The sequence below is a fragment of the Deinococcus radiophilus genome, from assembly GCF_020889625.1.
GTDB classification, from domain to species: Bacteria; Deinococcota; Deinococci; order Deinococcales; family Deinococcaceae; genus Deinococcus; species Deinococcus radiophilus.
Genome location: NZ_CP086380.1, coordinates 535,039 through 551,030 on the forward strand (window position 1 = coordinate 535,039; position 15,992 = coordinate 551,030).

Genomic DNA, 15,992 nt, shown 5'->3' on the forward strand with positions numbered 1-15,992 from the left:
TTCATTCTCCGGGGATGGTGGCTTGGGACTGGATCGGCTGAAGTTCTAAGCGCAGAGATTCCTGGCCCAGGGCCAGGGTCACGCTGCCAGTGGTGATGTCCCTGACGGTGATCTCAGTGTCAGGCAGGCGGTCGCCTTCGGCTAAGACCAAGAACCCAGTCGCACTGCGGAAGATGGCCGTATCGGTAGGGCCAAGCACGGCACCCGTAAAGCGCACGTTCTGACGGTTGAGGGTGCGGGAGAGGACGGTGCCGTTATCGGGGGCACCGACTCCCTGATCGTTGCCGAATTCGGTAATCAACTGAGGCACACCTGGGGTAGGCAAGGGCACAGAGAGGCCGCCTGCTGCCGTTCCACCCGTGGCCGGACGCTGGGCGATGACGTTGGCTCCAACACTGCCGTTCAGAGCAGGTGCAGTCACACCCGCCACAGGGGGAGCCGCCGGGGCCGGACCACTGCTGCCGGAAGTTCCATTGCCGCCTGCACTGCCGAGGGTTCCAGCAGGGACAGCTTCTGGGTAGTCAGCGGGGTCGTCGAAGACCCAGGTGTCCAGGCCTGTACCGGAGGTGCCGCCAGAGGTACTTGGTGTACTGCTACCACCTGTGCGAGAAGCCGTACTTCCTGAGGAACTGCCAGTGCTGCTGTTCCCACTTGGTGTGTTGGTAATCACCACCGGGTCGCTGCCCGCATCAAATTCCCAGACAGTGGTGCTGCCCGATGTGCCCCCGGCACTGCTGGCCGCGGTGCCGCCGGAGCTTTCATAGCTGGAGCTGTAACCAGGTGCCGAGTAGGTCGGCACGGGGGTCAGGTCCACGCTGGGGGCGGCAAAGGTGACGGTTTCACCTGAGTCTGCCGAAACAGGCTGTGAAGTTGCGGGACTGGACAGGGCACTGGCGGGCACGCCGTCGGCGGCCACCGTTCGGAAGGGTGAGAAAGGATTGCGGTTGGGCACAGCCGCCAGCGGGTCTTCTGGGTTGATTCCGCCCAGTGCCGCCGCCGGAGTACCTTCTGGGGCGTCACCCTGATTCAGCGGAGGAATGCTGCTGGACTGGGTGGTGCTTTGTGAGGTGACTACGGCGGGGGTGGTGCCGTCCGTTGTGGTGACAGTGGACTGGGTGGTTTCAGTGGTGGTCACCACTTCGCTGCCCGCGCCGCCGAGACTTCTGAAGTAGAGGGCCAGGGCGCCCATCATCATCAGAATCATCAGCGCACCGAGCAGCATTTTCATTTCACGGGTCATGGCCAGGCCACGCCGGGGGGCGCCACTCTGGGGATCTTTCTCCGTGTAGTGGGGCTCTGTCATTGCGCGGTCGCTCCTTCCGGTGCGGCGGGTGCAGGTGCGGCAGGAGCCGCAGCCGTGCCGTCGGCAGTTACGGCAGCGCCCTCAGTAGGCAAGGTTGCCAGGCTCGGATCAAAGGTATACACGGTCATGTTCATGGTGCCGACCAGCTCCGGATCGGTGCTGGTGGCTTCGGGAACCTGCAACGAGAGCAGATCGATGGTGGAGAAACGGTTCATGGTTTCCATCGAACGCAGGGTCCGGAAAACTTCGGTGTAGGTGCCGCCCATCTGCATAGAAATTGGGATGGGGCGCACTCCGCCGGGCAGGTCGGTCGTCGTGGCTGCCGTGCTGACCGCGACTCCCTGAATATCGGTGCCGGTCGCCTGGGCATTGCGGCGAATCTCGCTCAGGACTGCTGCCATCTGATTCTGCTGTGGCAATGCGGCGACGAAGGCAGCCCGCTCTTCGCGCAGACCAGCGACTTCTTCGCGGAGGGCCGGAAGCTGGGCTTCAGCCTGACGGTAGGTCTGGACCTGCAACTGCGCCGTTTCAATCTGAGATTTCAGATCAGTCATCTCCGTTTGCCGGGCCTGGTAACGGAAGGTGTACCACAGACCCAGAATCAGGAAGGACAGGGCCAGCGCCAGGAAAAAGATGTATTTGGGGTTGAGGCGGTTGTTCATGGGGTGCCTCCTGCTGGGGTGGTTGCGGCAGGCGCCGGGGCGGGTGCTGCAGCAGCTGCCGCGCCAGGGGCCACCGTACCGTCCGCCGCGGTTTGGGCGGCCACTTCCTCGCCGGCAACCCCCACATTGGCCGTGAAGGTATAGGGCGACGTCGGATTCTCTGCCTCTTCGCGCTGCATGCCCTGAAAGACGATGCCGAAATCAGGATTGCTCTCGAAGGCGTTCAGCAGGTCAATCACCGACTGCTGGCTGGTGGCAGTTCCTGTGATGGCGAATTCGCGGCTGACGGTTCCAGTGCCTACACCACTTTGCTGCATATCGGCGGTCTGCTGGGTGACAGGACGCATCTCCAGGCTGGTCAGGGCAATATTCCGGTTGGCCGGCATCTGCGCCGTGAAGGCGGCCAGATCATTGCTCCAGTAGGTCTTGCGGTCACGCAGGGCGCGGGCCACATCGGTGACTTGCTGCAACTCAGTCTTTTCGGTCTGTAGCTCGTCGTATTCCCGTTTGGCAGGTTCCAGTGCCGTGATCTCGCCGTTGAGCTGTTCCAGCTCGGCTTTAAGGCCGTTCACCTGAGAGAGGTAATACAGTTCCAGCCCAGCCACCGTCAGCAGCGAAAGCAGCGCTGCCGCACCAGCGGCGATCAACCAGCCTTGGCCTGCACCGCTACTCTGGCGGCGTTGCCCGGCTGGCAACAGATTGACTTCAACCACGTCCTGCTCCTCTCAGCGCCAGACCCAGCGGTACGGTGTACTCGGGAGCATATTCGCTTAGGGCTGGGTCATTTCCCATAGGCATGTCTACGAATTGCCAGGGCTGAACCATCTCTGTGGGAATGCCCAGAGCTTCACTCATGGCACTGTCTAAGCCACTCAACTTGGCCCCGCCTCCGGCCATGACCAATTGATCAATCATCAACTCGCCGCTTTGCACGCGGTAAAATTCCAGCGAGCGCCGCACTTCGGTGATCAGATCAATCATGGTGGGACGTAGCGCTTCAGAGACGCGGGCTGGGCTGTGGCTCTGGGCCGGATCCGCCAGGCCAGAACCGGGCATCTGATATGACAGCTTGAGAGCTTCCGCTGCGCCGAACTCCAGATCAAAGGCTTTTTGCAGGGCAGTCGTAAAGTCGTCTGCGGCGACGTTGATGTTACGGGACATCAGCAGACGTTCGCCACGCATCAGGCCGATCACCGACGAACTGGCGCCAATTTCCAGCGTCAGCACCACTTCATCGGCTCCGAGACCGCGCAGGCCAATGGTCCGCATGGCTGCAAAGCCCTTGACGTCTACCACTGTGGGTTGCAGCCCAGCCATCTGCAGCGTCTCAACGTGACGGTTCACCACATCATTGGGAACAGCGGCGACCACCACTTCCATCTGCGCGTCTTCTGGCAGGATGTCAGGATTGTCCAGCACGTGGAAGTCCAGTGTGACCTCATCAATGGGATAAGGAATATAACGCTCTGCCTCGTAGCGGATCACGTCACTTTCCCGCAGCTCCTTGAGGGTCATCTTGGGAATCAAGATATTGCGGGTCACGGTGGCCTGATTCGGGATGGCCGTCACGACTTGCCGAGTCTGAATCCCACTGCCTCCCAGCAGACTGCGAATCTCATTGGCAATGGCCTGTGGCTCGACCACACTGCCATCACGCATCGAACCCAGCGGCGTGGGGGCCATCACCGCATGTTGTAACGCACTTCCCCCAGGACCAAGCATAACGGCCTTGATGGCACTGGTACCAATTTCCAGCCCAAAGGCTTGACCACCTGATTTCCGAAATAAACCTGTCATTCACCCTCCAGAATTCCGGCTTAGATTACCATCTCGCCGCACCAAACTAAAGGCATCTTAAGCTATCTGAGACTATGCCCAGATGGTGGTCACAGAAATCATGCAGACGCCAAAGAAGGCGTCTTGGTGCTGTTCTCCCCGATTGCAGCACAGTTCGTTTGGGCAGGCGTGACGCCCAGAAGACCGAACAGCGTGAACAAGAAAGTCTCATGCAATCTTCATGGTTTGGGCGGGGTGGGCAGCTGGAGAGGTGAGGTTGACCGAAATACACGGGCAAAAGTGGCCCAAGCGCCTGCAGGGGGACTTTGATTTGGCATGCCCAGGTGACTTACTGATCTGTGCTGAAGTTACTAGCGAGGCGGTGAAGGGCGTGCCTCGGATGAAGGCGAGTGGCAAAGATTTGCGCCGGACACGCTGCTATCCCACTTTCAACCGCTTCGTCAGCATTTCTGTCGTCAGCACACAGAAGTTGCCTACGATATTCCGTTTGAGGTCCGCCCAGATCAGTTCGATGGGATTCAATTCTGGCGCATAGGGTGGGAGATAGACCAGGGACAGGCGTTCGTGCAGCTGCACGAACGCCTGTCCCTGCTTTCGACCGGTGAATCATGGCCCGGTCAAGGATGACCACCACCTCTCCAGCGACGTGACGTAGGACGTGATCCAGGAACTTCACGACTTGTGGGGACCGTACTGCACCCTGACAGGTGTGCTGCAAAAACTGCCCGCTTGTGGTGATAGCACCAATCACAGAAAGATGTGCCCAACGCAGTTTTGTCGGGATAATCGGTGTTTCGCCTCGTCGTCCCCACGCGCGAACCCTTGTCGTCTTCAGGCTGAACCCGCTCTCATCCAGAAAAATGATTGTCGCTCCCTCAGCCCTCTTTTTTTTTCCAACGCCTCCTTCTGGAGACGGACCCAAGCTGCAATATCCTCTTCGTTACGCTCTACGGCCCGCAACGCGGGCCGCTGATACGAGAATCCCCAACGTCTGAGCTTCCTGGAAAGATGGGCACGGTCGATCCAGACCCCATACTTCAGACCGATCACTTGACGGACCTTGGGGACAGTCCAGCCACTGGTCTCGAAGCCATGCAGTCGGGGATCGCTCTCAAGAATGTCCTGAATTTCCTTCTGCTGGTCAGGGGTGAGGAACTCCGGGCGGCCAGTGGCACGGGAAGCGCGAAGCGCTTCCTCACCACCGTGGCGTATACGGGCACGCCAGGCACGAATAGTCACCTCAGCCACACCGAAATGTCGGGCCAGATCTCGAGTGGACCAGTCGGGATCATTCAGGAGAGGCTGAGCAGCCAGACGGCGCTCTTCCTGTTGAGCGCGGGAGAGACGAGCGGGTCGCCAAGCAGAAAGCGTCACGCTTCATGTTATCAACTTAAGCATAAATCAGTAGAAAGAGCCCTGATTGAGGAGCCGTGAGTCGAAGCCGGAGAATCGGCAAGTTGGTCTACCACGCCGCTGAAGGGTAGGGAGGGTAAAATGAGAAGTCAGAGCTGAACTGACATCCTGCACCTCACCTTGCCGGAGTGCAGCACAGCCAGGTAATGTTCGAATCTCATTCTCACCAGTTGCCTGGCACCAGATGATTTGCACCACGCCACATATCGGAAAGGGTTTCCCTCTTATCACCTCTGAATCCCAGCCGTGCACTATGGGCTGCCACAGCCTCTAATTCACATCCAGCGGGACAGGTTGCAGCTCCCAGCGGCCTGAATTGTCAAGCAGTGCGAAAGGACGTTGCCCCACCAAGCCCAGTGACCGGACGGTGCCTGGCATGGGCAGGGGCGTGCCGTCGGCCCAGCGCAATTCAGTGCCACGTAGTTCAAGGCGGCCACGCTGTGTTTCGGTACTGGGGTAGGCCGTGACCGTGACTGTAGACCCGCTGGACAACAGATAGCCCTGAGCGCGGTTGAGGGCACGGCCCGCATCCACCTCCCATAGCTGTCCTGCCACCAGCGCGTAATCCTGGCCACTGCTGGCAGTGAGGACAGCGTCCGGCTGGCCCAGTGTGCCCTTGACAGGCATGCCTCGGTAGTTGAGGGCGCTGCCATCTTCGCGGTAGATCCGGGTGGAGGACAGGGCATGGGTACGTCCGGCCAGAACACTTTCGGCGGCTCGGTCAAGCGTCACGACCTGACCCAGTGATGGCAGCGCCACCCACGCCCGTTCGCCTTCCCAGGCCACTGGACCGGTAGGCCCAGGCCACTGCGGGCAGAGGGGTTGGAGTGCGGGAACACGGGCCACACAGGCCTGCTGGCCGTTACTCCAGACCGCGCCTTCATCCGAAAAGGCTGCCCAGAAGGTGGGAGTAGCGCGCGCAACCGACTGGGGGCGCTCGGGGCCTGCAGGTCGCACGCTAGAGTCCGCACTGGGAGAAGTATGAACTGGGGCACAGGCGCTGACCAGGAGGGTCAGCATCATCAGCGAACGAGGTTGGACAGGCATACAGCCATTCAAGCGCACCCTCATGACGGACCGCTGAGGGGGGTCAGGGAGCCACGAGAGTTTCATTGGTTTCAAGCATCTTCTCCCGCCAGGCCAGCAAGGCCGCCACCACCGTCTCCAGGCCAACGCCAGCTTGCTCGCGCTGTTCAGGCGTCATGGAAATGCCCCGGCTGGCCTTGATCAAAATGACGTCTCCGGTTCGGACTTCGGCTTGTAGCGCGTCAATCAGTTCCGGAACGGTGGCGTAGGCCCGCTCACCCAGCGCCGCTGCATAGGCTCCTACGCCGAAGTGCACATCTGCACTCTGGGCGGCGTACTGGCCTACCTCCGCGTGCAGTTGCGGTGCGGTAGGTCCCAGTTCCAGCATGGTGCCCAGCACGGAGATCCGCCGACCACGGAAATTCTGCAGGGCGCTCAGCGCCGCTTGCACGGCCAGCGGGCTGGCATTGTAGGCGTCGTCAATCACGGTATAGATGCCCGAGTGAATCTGGTAACGCCCGGCAGGAACCTGCACCTGTTCTACACGTGCAATGGCTTCGGAAAGCGGCAAACCGTGACGCTGGGCCAGATACAAGCCAGCCACGGCAGCTTCGGCCTGCACCTGGGCAGCCAGTGGCAGAACCACCGGCTGGCCCGCATAGGCGAAGCTGGCGCCCTGCTCGCTGACCTGGAGGTCATGACCGCTATGGGTCACAGGTAGATCAGCCGAAGAAAACCCGTAGGTGGCCTGACCAGGAAACCATGCCAGCGCCTGCGCACCGACCAGCGCCTCAGGAGCCTGCAAGATGAGTCCTTTTTCCTGGGCGATGGTGTCGACATTATCCAGGCCGTCAAGGTGTGCGGCCCCGATGGAAGTCAGGATGCCCACGTCTGGCTGCACCAGATTCATCAACCGGGCCATTTCACCCCGGCGGTCAATGCCCATTTCGATCACCAGTGGGCGCTGCAAAGCGCCGAACTCGATCAAGAAACAGGCGATCGCCGGAATGGTGTTGTACACGGGCATGTAATGGGCGTCCAGGGCCGCTGCCACGTAAGACTTGGTGGTCGTTTTGCCTACGCTCCCGGTGATCCCGACCACCAGCGCGTTCTTGGCCCGTTCTTGCTGTGCCCAGGCAGTCAGGGCGGCCAGCGAATCACTGACTTCCACCGCCCGCGGCAACGTCTGTGCAGCGCCAGGAAGGTCGGTCAAAACGAAAGGTGCGCCTAAGTCCAGTGCGGCTTGGAGATAACGGTTGCCATGCTCTTTGTCGCCGGGCAGTGCCACGAAGGCCGTCTCGGCGTCGGCTTGCCTGGAATCCCAGGTCAGGCGTACAGCGGGGCGGGCGTCTGGATGGACGGTCGCCTGAAAGGGAAACGGGCCATGAGGGTTCAGCATTGTCGCTAAGGTAGCAAAACCGCATGAAAAGACTAAACCTCACTTTACTTTGTCGGTTATTTCACGGCCTGTACGGGGAAAAGGGCCAGCTGGTTTGCTGGCCCTTTTCCCTGCTGGCTTATGTGCTCACCGTGATTACTCCACGGTCACCAGATAGTCATAGAGGTCTGGGCCGCCTGCGTGGGCTTCTACGTCGGCCATGCTCAGACGTTCTTCCAGGGCCGACACCAGTTGTTCCAATTTCTCTGGGGCCGTTTGGGCACTGCGGAAGACCGTCACCACTTCGGCCTGGTCCGCCAGTTCACCGACCAGCGCCAGCACGGCTTCTTCGGGCGTGCCGCCGGAATACACCAGTTCATCGTCACGCAGGGCAATGACGTCGCCTTCTTTGATGGCCAATGGGCGGCCATCCGGGGCGGTGTGGGTGGTGTCTCGGCTGGCACGGGTCACTTCGATGGTGGTGACGCGCTCGGCGCTTTCCCGCATGTAGCTGATCAGCTCGTTCACATCACGCTCCGAGCTGAAGCTGAGCGCCGCACCGAGGCCCTGACCCAGCGTACGGGTGGGGACGACGACAGCGCGGCCCTGCAGCAGTTCGGCGGCCTTTTCGGCGGCCATCAGCACGTTCTTGTTGTTGGGCAGGATAATCACCCGCTCGGCGCTGACACTGTGCACGGCGTCCACGATGTCCTGCACGCTGGGGTTGGAGGTCTGCCCACCTGAGACGATGCGGGCTCCCATTCCTCGGAACTGCCGCACCAGGGCGTCCCCAGCTGCCACAGCGACCAGTCCGGAGGTGGGCCGCTCGTCCTCGGCGCGGGCGGCAGCGCCGGAGGCCGCCAGGATTTCGGTGTGCTGCTCGGCCATGTCTTCCACCTTGGTCTTGAGCATCCGCCCATGCCGTCCTACCGCCGCCAGCAGATCGTCGGGGCGGTCGGTGTGGATGTGACCTTTGACATATCCCTCAGCCCCGACCACCAGCAGCGAGTCACCGAACGGCGCGACCAATTCGCGGATGCTTTCAATGGGCAGCGCCGCATCTGACATCAGGAATTCGGTACAGAAGCCGAACTCCTCCGTTTCGAATTGCTCCTGAGCATGACTCTCGATTTCGGGCGCTGCAGGCAACGCTTCACCTAGCAGCTCGGCCAACATGCCACGCACCACATAGAGGAAACCCTGGCCGCCACTGTCCACCACGCCCGCTTGCTTGAGGGCGGGCAGCATGTCCTGGGTCTGGATCAGGTAATCCTGCCCCGTCGCCACCGCATTTTCCAGCACTTCCTGCACCGTTTCTCCGGTCTGGGCGCCTTCGGCAATGCCGCGTGCCACCGTCAGGATGGTGCCTTCTACTGGTTTCATCACGGCCTTGTAGCCGGACTTCTGGGCCCCGGTGAAGGCCGCTTTCAGGGCTGCAGTGTCAATCTGTGGCAGGTCGCGCACTTCTTCGGCAAAGCCGCGCAGCAGCTGCGAGAGGATGACGCCGGAGTTTCCACGGGCCTCCAGCAGCGCTCCATAGCTGATCGCCTTGGCCACTGAGCGCATATCGGAGGTGTCGCAGGTGTCCAGCTCGCGCCGCACCGATTGCAGGGTAAGGTGCATATTGGTGCCAGTGTCGCCGTCGGGCACTGGATACACGTTCAGAGCGTTGACCTGCTCACGGTGCACGCCCAGCCAGTCGGTGGCGGTGCGGAGCATCTGGGCCAGCCCAGCGGGGGAGATCACGCTACTCACGGCTGACCCCCACCACGTTCACGCGGACCTGCTGCAGTTCTACGCCCGCCTGGGTCCGCACGATGTGTCGCACCCGGTCTTCAATGTTCTGGGCGACGGTCGGAATGCTGACTCCGTAAGCCACGATGACGCTCAGCTCGGCCCAATAAGGTGCATCGGATGTAGGTTTGGCCTGACGCCCTTTGCTTTCCTGGCCCGGCGTGCCGCGGTGCATGGTCACGCCGTCTTTGACCTGCGAGCGCCCCAGCGCCTTGGTGATGCCTTCTTTGAGGTTGACCGGGGCCATGCCCACCACGCCGGGGACTTCATGGGCCGTCAGCCCAATCAGTGACGCCAGCGCCGCGTCGGTAATCTGAATACTGCCGATAGATGACTTACTCACGTTGGGACTGAGTATAGGTGCTGGGACTGACGGCCGCCTTTCTCCTGGCTGTTTCGCTTTAGCATCAGGCCCATGAGCCGCCGCAAACATTTTGCTGACCCCCCACCGGAGCAGGCTGAGCGCTTTCCGCCCCGGCAACGGCTGGCGCTGGGCTTTCCGGTCCTGACCGCTGCTGCGCCGCCGGAGCCACTGCCCGCAGCACAGGACTGGACGCTGCGGGCCTTTGGCTTGGCACGGGAGCGCACCCTGACCTGGGCCGACCTCCTGGCGCTGCCGCAAAGCACCCTCACGCTAGACATCCACTGTGTGACCCACTGGACCAAACTGGACACGGTCTGGCAGGGCGTGCGGACCCGCGACCTGCTGGACGCACTGGAAGTGTCACCGCAAGCCACGCATGTGATGGCGCACGCGCTGGGCGACTACAGCGCGGCGCTGCCGCTGGAAGACTGGCAGCGAGATGATCTCCTGATCGCTCACAGCTACGCGGGCGAACCGCTGGAGCAGGGGCGCGGCGGCCCACTGCGGCTGGTGGCCCCACACCGCTATTTCTGGAAGTCGGTCAAGTGGCTTGAGGGCCTGGAGTTCATGGACCGTGACCGCCCCGGCTACTGGGAAGCGAGGGGTTACCACTGGCGGGGTGACCCCTGGCAGAGCGAGAGGTGGGAGAGTGACTAAGTCGGACGCTCCCGGGTCAGATGCTCCTAAACGCACCCCCGAAGGCTACTTCGTGCCGGATGTGCTGGCAGAGGGCCTGACGCTGGTCCTGGTCGGCACCGCCCCCAGTCGGCGCTCGGCGGCGGCGCGGGCCTATTACGCCAACCCGCAGAACAAGTTCTGGCGCACCCTGCACGCGGTGGGCCTGACGCCCCGGCAACTGGCTCCCGCCGAGTTTCCGTTGCTGCCCGAATACGGCATCGGCCTGACCGACGTCGCTAAACGGCACAACGGGGTGGACGCGGCGCTGCCGTCAGACGCCTGGGCACCGGGCGAACTGCGCGAAAAGTTGCGCCGCTACTCTCCGCGCATCGTGGCCTTTACCTCCAAACGCGGCGCCTCCGAGACGTTGGGTCTGCCCACTGGCCGCCTGCCCTACGGCAAACAGCTGATGGACTTAGAAGGCGCCGAACTCTGGGTGCTACCCAGCACCAGCCCGCTAGGACACAACCACTTCAGCCTGGAACCCTGGCAGGCGCTGGCGGACCGGGTCAGAGAGTTGAGGGTAAGAGAAAATAGGTAGTAGGTGACGGCTTGAGCTTGCCACCTCTGACGTTCTGCTAGCGTGAATCCATGGCAACGACCAAAACCATGAAAATCGATTGGCTGGGTGACCAGCGCTATGTGGGCCGCAGCGACGGTGGTCAACAGATTCTGATTGACAACTCGGCCAATAAGATCGGCGTATCTCCGATGGACGCAGTGCTGGCCGCACTGGGCACCTGTACCGCCTACGACGTGGTGGGCATCATGGCCAAGCGTAGGACGCCGTTGAGCCACTACCGGATGGAAGTGGTGGGCGAGCGTGCAGACGAAACTCCGGCCCGCTACACCCGCATTACCGTACGTCACATTGCGGGCGGCGAGGGCGTGACCCAGGAACAACTGGAAAAAGCCGCTCACCTGAGCCATGAAAAATACTGCTCGGTGGCAGCCAGTCTGAACGCCGAGATCGTCCTTGAAGTGGTGGCAGAGGACGCCGAAGCCCGCGCCTGAGTGAATCTTGACTGTGCTGGATCATTTCCCGGCGACTGAAACTGAAGTGCTGACCACCCTGACCTTTATGCTGGCTGCCTTGCTGCATGGACTGAGCGGCATGGGTTTTCAGATGGTGACCACCTCAGCTCTGGCTGGAGCTATACCACTGGAAACTGTGGTGGCCATGGTGGCTGTTCCCGCCCTGCTGATCAACCTTTCGGCCCTGATCACAGCTGGGCCGGGCCTCAGCTTCAGCGGTTGGTGGGCCGTGGGGCGGCGCTTCGGTGCGCTGGCTCTGGGCTGCGTATTGGGCAGCGTACTGGGAGTCTGGCTCCTCCAGAGCGTGCCGCCTGGTCCGCTGTATTGGCTGATGGCGGCAGCGATTTTTCTGTTTGTCTGGCTGGATAGGCGCCGCGTGGTCTGGCAGTTCACGCCAAGTGGTGGCCTGGCCCTGGTGTTCGGGTTGTCAACGGGGCTTTTGGGCGGCTCGGTCAATGCCATGGCCCCGCCAGTGACCATTTACCTTCTGGCGTCCCAGGCCGACAAAAACGAAGTCGTGCTGGGCAGCAATCTGTGCTATGTGGTGGGTACAGTGGTGCAATTCATTTTGCTGCGGGATCAAATAACTGCGCTGCCTGCGCCGCAGCTGGAGACACTGGCGCAGGCCACCTTGCTGGCGCTTGGGGCGCTGTGGCTGGGGGTCCGCTGGCGTGAGCGGCTTTCGCAGCGGCGGTTCCGCAGACTGATGCTGGCCGTACTGGCCCTGCTGGGGGCGCGGGCGCTGTTTCAGGGTTGGGCTGCACTTTGACCAGTTGGAGCTGACTGGCCCTTAGTCCCAGTTTGTCCGGAGGCCTACCCCGCGGAGCAGCTCTAGCGTGCGGCCCAGCGGTAGGCCCACCACGTTGGAACAGTCCCCGTCTATTCCCTTCACCAGCGCCATCCCCAGTCCCTGAATACCGTAACCGCCCGCTTTGTCCAGTCCTTCTCCGCTGGCTGCATAGTGGACGATTTCAGTATCGGTCAAGGGGCGGAAAGTGACAGCAGTGCTTTCATGGGCGGTACTTACCTGCCCATCCGCCACCAGACACAGCCCGGTGACGACTTGATGGGTCTGCCCACTCAGCTGCCGGATAAAGGTGCGGTTCTCGGCCTCGTCCTGCGGCTTGGCGAGCAGCCGTCCGCCCAGCGCCACCACCGTGTCCGCCCCCAGCACGGCGCAGCCTGGGTGGGCCCCGGCCACCGCCAGCGCTTTGCGGCGGGCCAGTTCTACGGCCAACCGGGCCGGGTCGGTTTCGGCACTGCTTTCGTCAGCATCACTCGCAATCACTTCAAACTGAGACAGCAGATGTCCCAGCAACTCGCGGCGGCGGGGGCTGGCCGAGGCCAGAATCAGAGGTGCAGTCATGCCTGGCAGGATATGGCCCTGGGGAACGCATCCGCTGTCACTCCAGGTCTCGGCAGAAAAGTGGGTGGCCTGTGGCTCAGCATTCCCACAGCTGAGAGAGCTTTCCCACACTTTTCTGCCGGTGGCCTTGAGGCTTTCTGCTCTCAGCGCCTGGCCCTCTACTATTGATAACGGCGTAAGTTGGCGTCCATAAGCTGACGGGGCAGGTGAATATAGCGGACCCGCTGCCAGGCGGTGACAAGCCTCTTTTTCAGCGCTCTTATGGAGTGGGCACAAAAGTTCCCCAACACATTGCGCTTGACGTAGGCCCACACCAACTCGATCGGGTTCAACTCTGGAGCATACGGAGGCAGAAAGATCAGAGAGAGGCGTTCGTGGGAACCCACGAACGCCTGGGTTACTTTCGCGTGATGAATTCTCGCATTGTCCAGCACCACGACGATGTTCCCCTGAACTTGGCGCAGGATGTGCCCAAAGAATCGTATGACTTCTCTACTCCGGATCGCTCCGGATATTGTGTGCTGGAAGAATCGTCCATCTGAAGTGATCGCCCCAATCGTTGAAAGCTTCTCCCAGTTTGCTCTGAGCTTGACCAGGGGCGTGACGCCCCTCACCCCCCATGTCCGTCGCTGGACTCCTTTCAGAGAGAATCCGACTTCATCCAGATAGATGATTGTGGCTCCCTCAGCGACCTTTTTTTTCCAACTCCGGCAGCACCTGTTCCCGCCAGGATGCGATCCGAAGTTCGTTCCGCTCAGCGGCCCGCCCATCTGGCATCTGTGGGCTGAAACCCAACTTGCGCAGGATTTTGCGGACGTGATCATGGTGGTACCACACATCAAAGTGCCGCCCGATGAGCTCTGCCACACGTTTTGTCGTCCAGGTTTCGTCAGGAAACCCATGCTGCAGAGCACCCTCCTGCAGGAGGGTGCGAAGCTGGTCGTGCTGAGACTCAGTCAGTCGAGCAGGACGACCAGAGCTGACCGTCGCTTGCAAGCTTCCCTTCTTTCTGAGCCGAGCACTCCAAGAAGTCACCGTGAGCACGGAGACGCCAAAGTGAGCAGCGATTTCGCGGTGTGTGTGGCTGCCTTGCTGCAGCCACTCGGTAGCAGCCAGGCGCCGCTCCTCAAGTTGGGCACGAGAATATTGGTTCGGTTGCCATTCCATGGTCCCTGGAGTTTAGCAGCGCATACTTGCGCCGCTATCAATAGTACCCCGCGCCCGCTTCCCCGCTCGTCACCAGCCCCACGCCGCCGCTGGTGCCCAGGCGGGTCGCTCCGGCGTCAATCATGGCCTGGGCGTCGGCAGGACTGCGGACGCCCCCAGCCGCCTTGATGGCGGCGCGTCCAGCGATGACCTCGTTCATCAGGGCCACGTCTGCCACGGTGGCCCCGCCGGTGCTGAACCCGGTCGAGGTTTTCACGAAATCGGCCCCAGCCTGCACGGCAGCTTCGGTGGCGCGGCGCTTTTGCTCGTCGTCCAGCAGCGCCGTTTCGATAATGACTTTCAGTACCCGGCCTGCGGTAGCGTCCCGCACCGCCTGAATGTCGGCCTGCACCGCATCCCAGTCGCCTGCGCGGGCAGCCCCAATGTGGATCACCATGTCTATTTCATCGGCACCGTTTTCGATGCTCTGACGTGCTTCGGCGGCTTTCTGGTTCGGGGTCACGGCACCCAGCGGGAAGCCGCAGACGGTGGCGACCTTGACGCCGCTTCCGGCCAGCTGCTCGGCGGCCAGGCGCACGTAGACCGGGTTCACACACACGGCGGCAAACTGGTGCTCACGGGCCTCGGCGCACAGGGTACGGATATCGTCCGGCGTGGCCTCGGCCTTGAGCAAGGTGTGGTCAATATAGGAGGAGAGAGGATGGGTCATACGCAGAGTCTAAAGGCAGGACGAAGGATAGGAGTGACCCCGCTTGCCTCCCGCCTTCCGGTTTTTGCCTTCTGCGTTACTCTGACGCCATGACCAACCCAGACCGCCTGCAACCTGGTGATCCCTTTCCTGCCTTCAGCCTGCCCGACGGCGCGGGCCAAACCCATGCCCTGAGTGACTACGCAGGCAAATATGTGGTGCTGTATGCCTATCCTAAAGACGACACCCCCGGCTGCACCCGCGAAGCGTGTGATTTCCGTGACTCGGCCCGCCTGAAGGAGATGGGTGTGCAAGTTCTGGGGATCAGCCAGGATGACGCAGATAGCCATCAGAAGTTTGCCGAAAAATACAGCCTGCCGTTTCCGCTGCTGACCGACGACGGCCAGTTTCTGGCGTCGGTCGGCGCATATGGCGAAAAGAACAGCTACGGCAAGGTGACGCAGGGCGTCAAACGGGCGACCTTCATTCTTGACCCGGAAGGCAAACTGGTCAAAAGCTGGCTGGCCGTCAAGGTAGACGGACATGCCGAGGCCGTAGCAGACACCATCCAGAAAGACATGCAGGACCGCGCATGAGCGACCTTGAAGCGCTGAAAAAGGAAGCCGCCCTGCGTGCGGTGGCCCTGGTGCAGAGCGGGCAGCGGGTGGGCCTGGGCACCGGTAGCACCGCCAAGTACGCGATTGAGGAACTGGGCCGTCTGCTGCAAACTGGCGAGCTACAGGGCATCGTGGGCGTGGCGACCTCCAAAGCCTCGGCGGAGCTGGCGCGTGAAGTCGGGGTTCCGGTTGAAGACCTGGACCCACGCCCGCTGGATATCGCTATTGATGGAGCCGATGAGATCGCACCCAATCTGGATCTGGTCAAGGGCCTGGGCGGCGCCCTGCTGCGCGAAAAGCTGACCGAGGTGCAGGCCAGGCGGCTGATCATCATCGCCGATCACACCAAGCTGGTGAAGCAATTGGGTGAAAAAGCCCCGCTGCCTATCGAGATCGCGCAGTTCGGATTCCTGTCCACCATTGAGCGCCTGCGCGAGTTCCTGCCGGGGGGTCGCCTGCGGATGGTCGGGGCGGGCAACTTCGTGACGGACAACGGCAACTACATCTATGACGCGCAGTTGCCGGAACAGTTCGACCCCGCCGAGCTGGAGCGCCGCATCAAAAGCACGCTGGGTGTGGTGGATACCGGCCTGTTTCTGGGCATGGCCGAGCGGGCCTTTGTGGCCGCGCCGGACGGCGTGCAGGAGCTGGAACGTTGATGGCCTGGCAGCCTGCCTAACCGGAGGGTCTGGGGGCATAGGGAT

Annotated in this window: 17 protein-coding genes and 1 pseudogene; 6 read left to right on the forward strand and 12 right to left on the reverse strand. The window is 61.8% G+C overall.

The features are described 5' to 3' along the window. Position 1: 1 nt before the first annotated feature. From LMT64_RS02860 to LMT64_RS02900, 9 genes and pseudogenes are all read right to left on the reverse strand, one after another. Entirely contained in the window at positions 2-1,303 is a 1,302-nt protein-coding gene (locus tag LMT64_RS02860; RefSeq protein WP_126352533.1) for a hypothetical protein, read from the reverse strand. Continuing rightward, complete coding sequence (locus LMT64_RS02865; RefSeq protein WP_126352534.1) at positions 1,300-1,965, reverse strand: type IV pilus inner membrane component PilO; 666 nt, start codon at positions 1,963-1,965, stop codon at positions 1,300-1,302. The genes LMT64_RS02860 and LMT64_RS02865 overlap by 4 nt, the downstream gene beginning before the upstream one ends. Beyond that, positions 1,962-2,678 (reverse strand): fimbrial assembly protein, encoded by a 717-nt coding sequence (locus LMT64_RS02870; protein WP_126352535.1) that lies wholly within the window; start codon positions 2,676-2,678, stop codon positions 1,962-1,964. Before LMT64_RS02870 ends, LMT64_RS02865 begins: the two co-directional genes overlap by 4 nt. Beyond that, positions 2,671-3,762 carry a type IV pilus assembly protein PilM gene (pilM, locus tag LMT64_RS02875; protein WP_126352536.1) on the reverse strand — a complete coding sequence of 364 codons (1,092 nt, stop codon included), beginning with the start codon at positions 3,760-3,762 and terminating at the stop codon, positions 2,671-2,673. The genes LMT64_RS02870 and pilM overlap by 8 nt, the downstream gene beginning before the upstream one ends. Positions 3,763-4,116: 354 nt before the next feature. Further along, a pseudogene (locus LMT64_RS14250) lies at positions 4,117-5,136 on the reverse strand (IS630 family transposase); the annotation flags it as partial. Positions 5,137-5,445: 309 nt separating this feature from the next. After that, positions 5,446-6,222 (reverse strand): hypothetical protein, encoded by a 777-nt coding sequence (locus LMT64_RS02885; RefSeq protein WP_126353520.1) that lies wholly within the window; start codon positions 6,220-6,222, stop codon positions 5,446-5,448. Between the two features lie 43 nt (positions 6,223-6,265). Continuing rightward, complete coding sequence (gene murF, locus LMT64_RS02890) at positions 6,266-7,600, reverse strand: UDP-N-acetylmuramoyl-tripeptide--D-alanyl-D-alanine ligase (RefSeq protein ID WP_126353518.1); 1,335 nt, start codon at positions 7,598-7,600, stop codon at positions 6,266-6,268. Positions 7,601-7,735: 135 nt separating this feature from the next. Then, positions 7,736-9,298, reverse strand: coding sequence for a DAK2 domain-containing protein (locus LMT64_RS02895; protein ID WP_229253426.1), 1,563 nt, complete (start codon positions 9,296-9,298; stop codon positions 7,736-7,738). Between the two features lie 28 nt (positions 9,299-9,326). Next, a complete protein-coding gene (locus tag LMT64_RS02900) occupies positions 9,327-9,716 on the reverse strand; it encodes an Asp23/Gls24 family envelope stress response protein (RefSeq protein WP_229253332.1) in 390 nt (129 codons plus the stop codon). A gap of 72 nt (positions 9,717-9,788) precedes the next feature. On the opposite strand from LMT64_RS02900, the gene LMT64_RS02905 reads away from it, so the two are divergent. The 4 genes from LMT64_RS02905 to LMT64_RS02920 are packed head-to-tail and all read left to right on the forward strand — an operon-like array spanning position 9,789 to position 12,219. After that, positions 9,789-10,394 carry a molybdopterin-dependent oxidoreductase gene (locus tag LMT64_RS02905; protein WP_126353514.1) on the forward strand — a complete coding sequence of 202 codons (606 nt, stop codon included), beginning with the start codon at positions 9,789-9,791 and terminating at the stop codon, positions 10,392-10,394. Further along, a complete protein-coding gene (locus tag LMT64_RS02910) occupies positions 10,387-10,956 on the forward strand; it encodes a mismatch-specific DNA-glycosylase (protein WP_229253333.1) in 570 nt (189 codons plus the stop codon). Before LMT64_RS02905 ends, LMT64_RS02910 begins: the two co-directional genes overlap by 8 nt. 50 nt (positions 10,957-11,006) lie before the next feature. Continuing rightward, positions 11,007-11,429, forward strand: coding sequence for an OsmC family protein (locus tag LMT64_RS02915; RefSeq protein ID WP_126353512.1), 423 nt, complete (start codon positions 11,007-11,009; stop codon positions 11,427-11,429). Positions 11,430-11,442: 13 nt separating this feature from the next. Further along, the gene (locus LMT64_RS02920) at positions 11,443-12,219 is read left to right on the forward strand and encodes a sulfite exporter TauE/SafE family protein (RefSeq protein ID WP_229253427.1); all 777 of its coding nucleotides are present in this window, start codon (positions 11,443-11,445) and stop codon (positions 12,217-12,219) included. Between the two features lie 21 nt (positions 12,220-12,240). On the opposite strand, the gene LMT64_RS02925 is transcribed toward LMT64_RS02920, so the two are convergent. The 3 genes from LMT64_RS02925 to deoC form a co-directional block, all read right to left on the reverse strand. Then, positions 12,241-12,816, reverse strand: a complete 576-nt coding sequence (locus LMT64_RS02925) for a Maf family protein (protein WP_126353508.1) — start codon at positions 12,814-12,816, stop codon at positions 12,241-12,243. Between the two features lie 161 nt (positions 12,817-12,977). Beyond that, positions 12,978-13,983, reverse strand: a protein-coding gene (locus LMT64_RS02930) for an IS630 family transposase (protein WP_229253120.1) whose coding sequence is annotated in 2 segments (ribosomal slippage) — positions 12,978-13,514 and positions 13,516-13,983 — 1,005 coding nt in all. Because the reading frame shifts where the segments join, the coding sequence is not laid out codon by codon here. A gap of 37 nt (positions 13,984-14,020) precedes the next feature. Continuing rightward, positions 14,021-14,692 carry a deoxyribose-phosphate aldolase gene (gene deoC, locus LMT64_RS02935; RefSeq protein WP_126352609.1) on the reverse strand — a complete coding sequence of 224 codons (672 nt, stop codon included), beginning with the start codon at positions 14,690-14,692 and terminating at the stop codon, positions 14,021-14,023. Between the two features lie 89 nt (positions 14,693-14,781). Here deoC and LMT64_RS02940 point away from each other — a divergent pair, with 89 nt between their 5' ends. Continuing rightward, positions 14,782-15,267, forward strand: coding sequence for a peroxiredoxin (locus LMT64_RS02940; RefSeq protein WP_126352611.1), 486 nt, complete (start codon positions 14,782-14,784; stop codon positions 15,265-15,267). Beyond that, positions 15,264-15,947 (forward strand): ribose 5-phosphate isomerase A, encoded by a 684-nt coding sequence (gene rpiA, locus LMT64_RS02945; RefSeq protein ID WP_126352613.1) that lies wholly within the window; start codon positions 15,264-15,266, stop codon positions 15,945-15,947. The genes LMT64_RS02940 and rpiA overlap by 4 nt, the downstream gene beginning before the upstream one ends. Positions 15,948-15,992: the final 45 nt, after the last annotated feature.

Excerpts from the sequence above, each read along its gene's own strand:
- LMT64_RS02915 (WP_126353512.1), top strand. The coding sequence starts at position 11,007 with ATGGCAACGACCAAAACCATGAAAATCGATTGGCTGGGTGACCAGCGC.
- LMT64_RS02885 (WP_126353520.1), bottom strand. The coding sequence starts at position 6,222 with ATGCCTGTCCAACCTCGTTCGCTGATGATGCTGACCCTCCTGGTCAGC.
- murF (WP_126353518.1), bottom strand. The coding sequence starts at position 7,600 with ATGCTGAACCCTCATGGCCCGTTTCCCTTTCAGGCGACCGTCCATCCA.
- pilM (WP_126352536.1), bottom strand. The coding sequence starts at position 3,762 with ATGACAGGTTTATTTCGGAAATCAGGTGGTCAAGCCTTTGGGCTGGAA.
- LMT64_RS02865 (WP_126352534.1), bottom strand. The coding sequence starts at position 1,965 with ATGAACAACCGCCTCAACCCCAAATACATCTTTTTCCTGGCGCTGGCC.
- LMT64_RS02860 (WP_126352533.1), bottom strand. The coding sequence starts at position 1,303 with ATGACAGAGCCCCACTACACGGAGAAAGATCCCCAGAGTGGCGCCCCC.
- LMT64_RS02925 (WP_126353508.1), bottom strand. The coding sequence starts at position 12,816 with ATGACTGCACCTCTGATTCTGGCCTCGGCCAGCCCCCGCCGCCGCGAG.
- LMT64_RS02905 (WP_126353514.1), top strand. The coding sequence starts at position 9,789 with ATGAGCCGCCGCAAACATTTTGCTGACCCCCCACCGGAGCAGGCTGAG.
- rpiA (WP_126352613.1), top strand. The coding sequence starts at position 15,264 with ATGAGCGACCTTGAAGCGCTGAAAAAGGAAGCCGCCCTGCGTGCGGTG.
- LMT64_RS02895 (WP_229253426.1), bottom strand. The coding sequence starts at position 9,298 with ATGCTCCGCACCGCCACCGACTGGCTGGGCGTGCACCGTGAGCAGGTC.
- LMT64_RS02940 (WP_126352611.1), top strand. The coding sequence starts at position 14,782 with ATGACCAACCCAGACCGCCTGCAACCTGGTGATCCCTTTCCTGCCTTC.
- deoC (WP_126352609.1), bottom strand. The coding sequence starts at position 14,692 with ATGACCCATCCTCTCTCCTCCTATATTGACCACACCTTGCTCAAGGCC.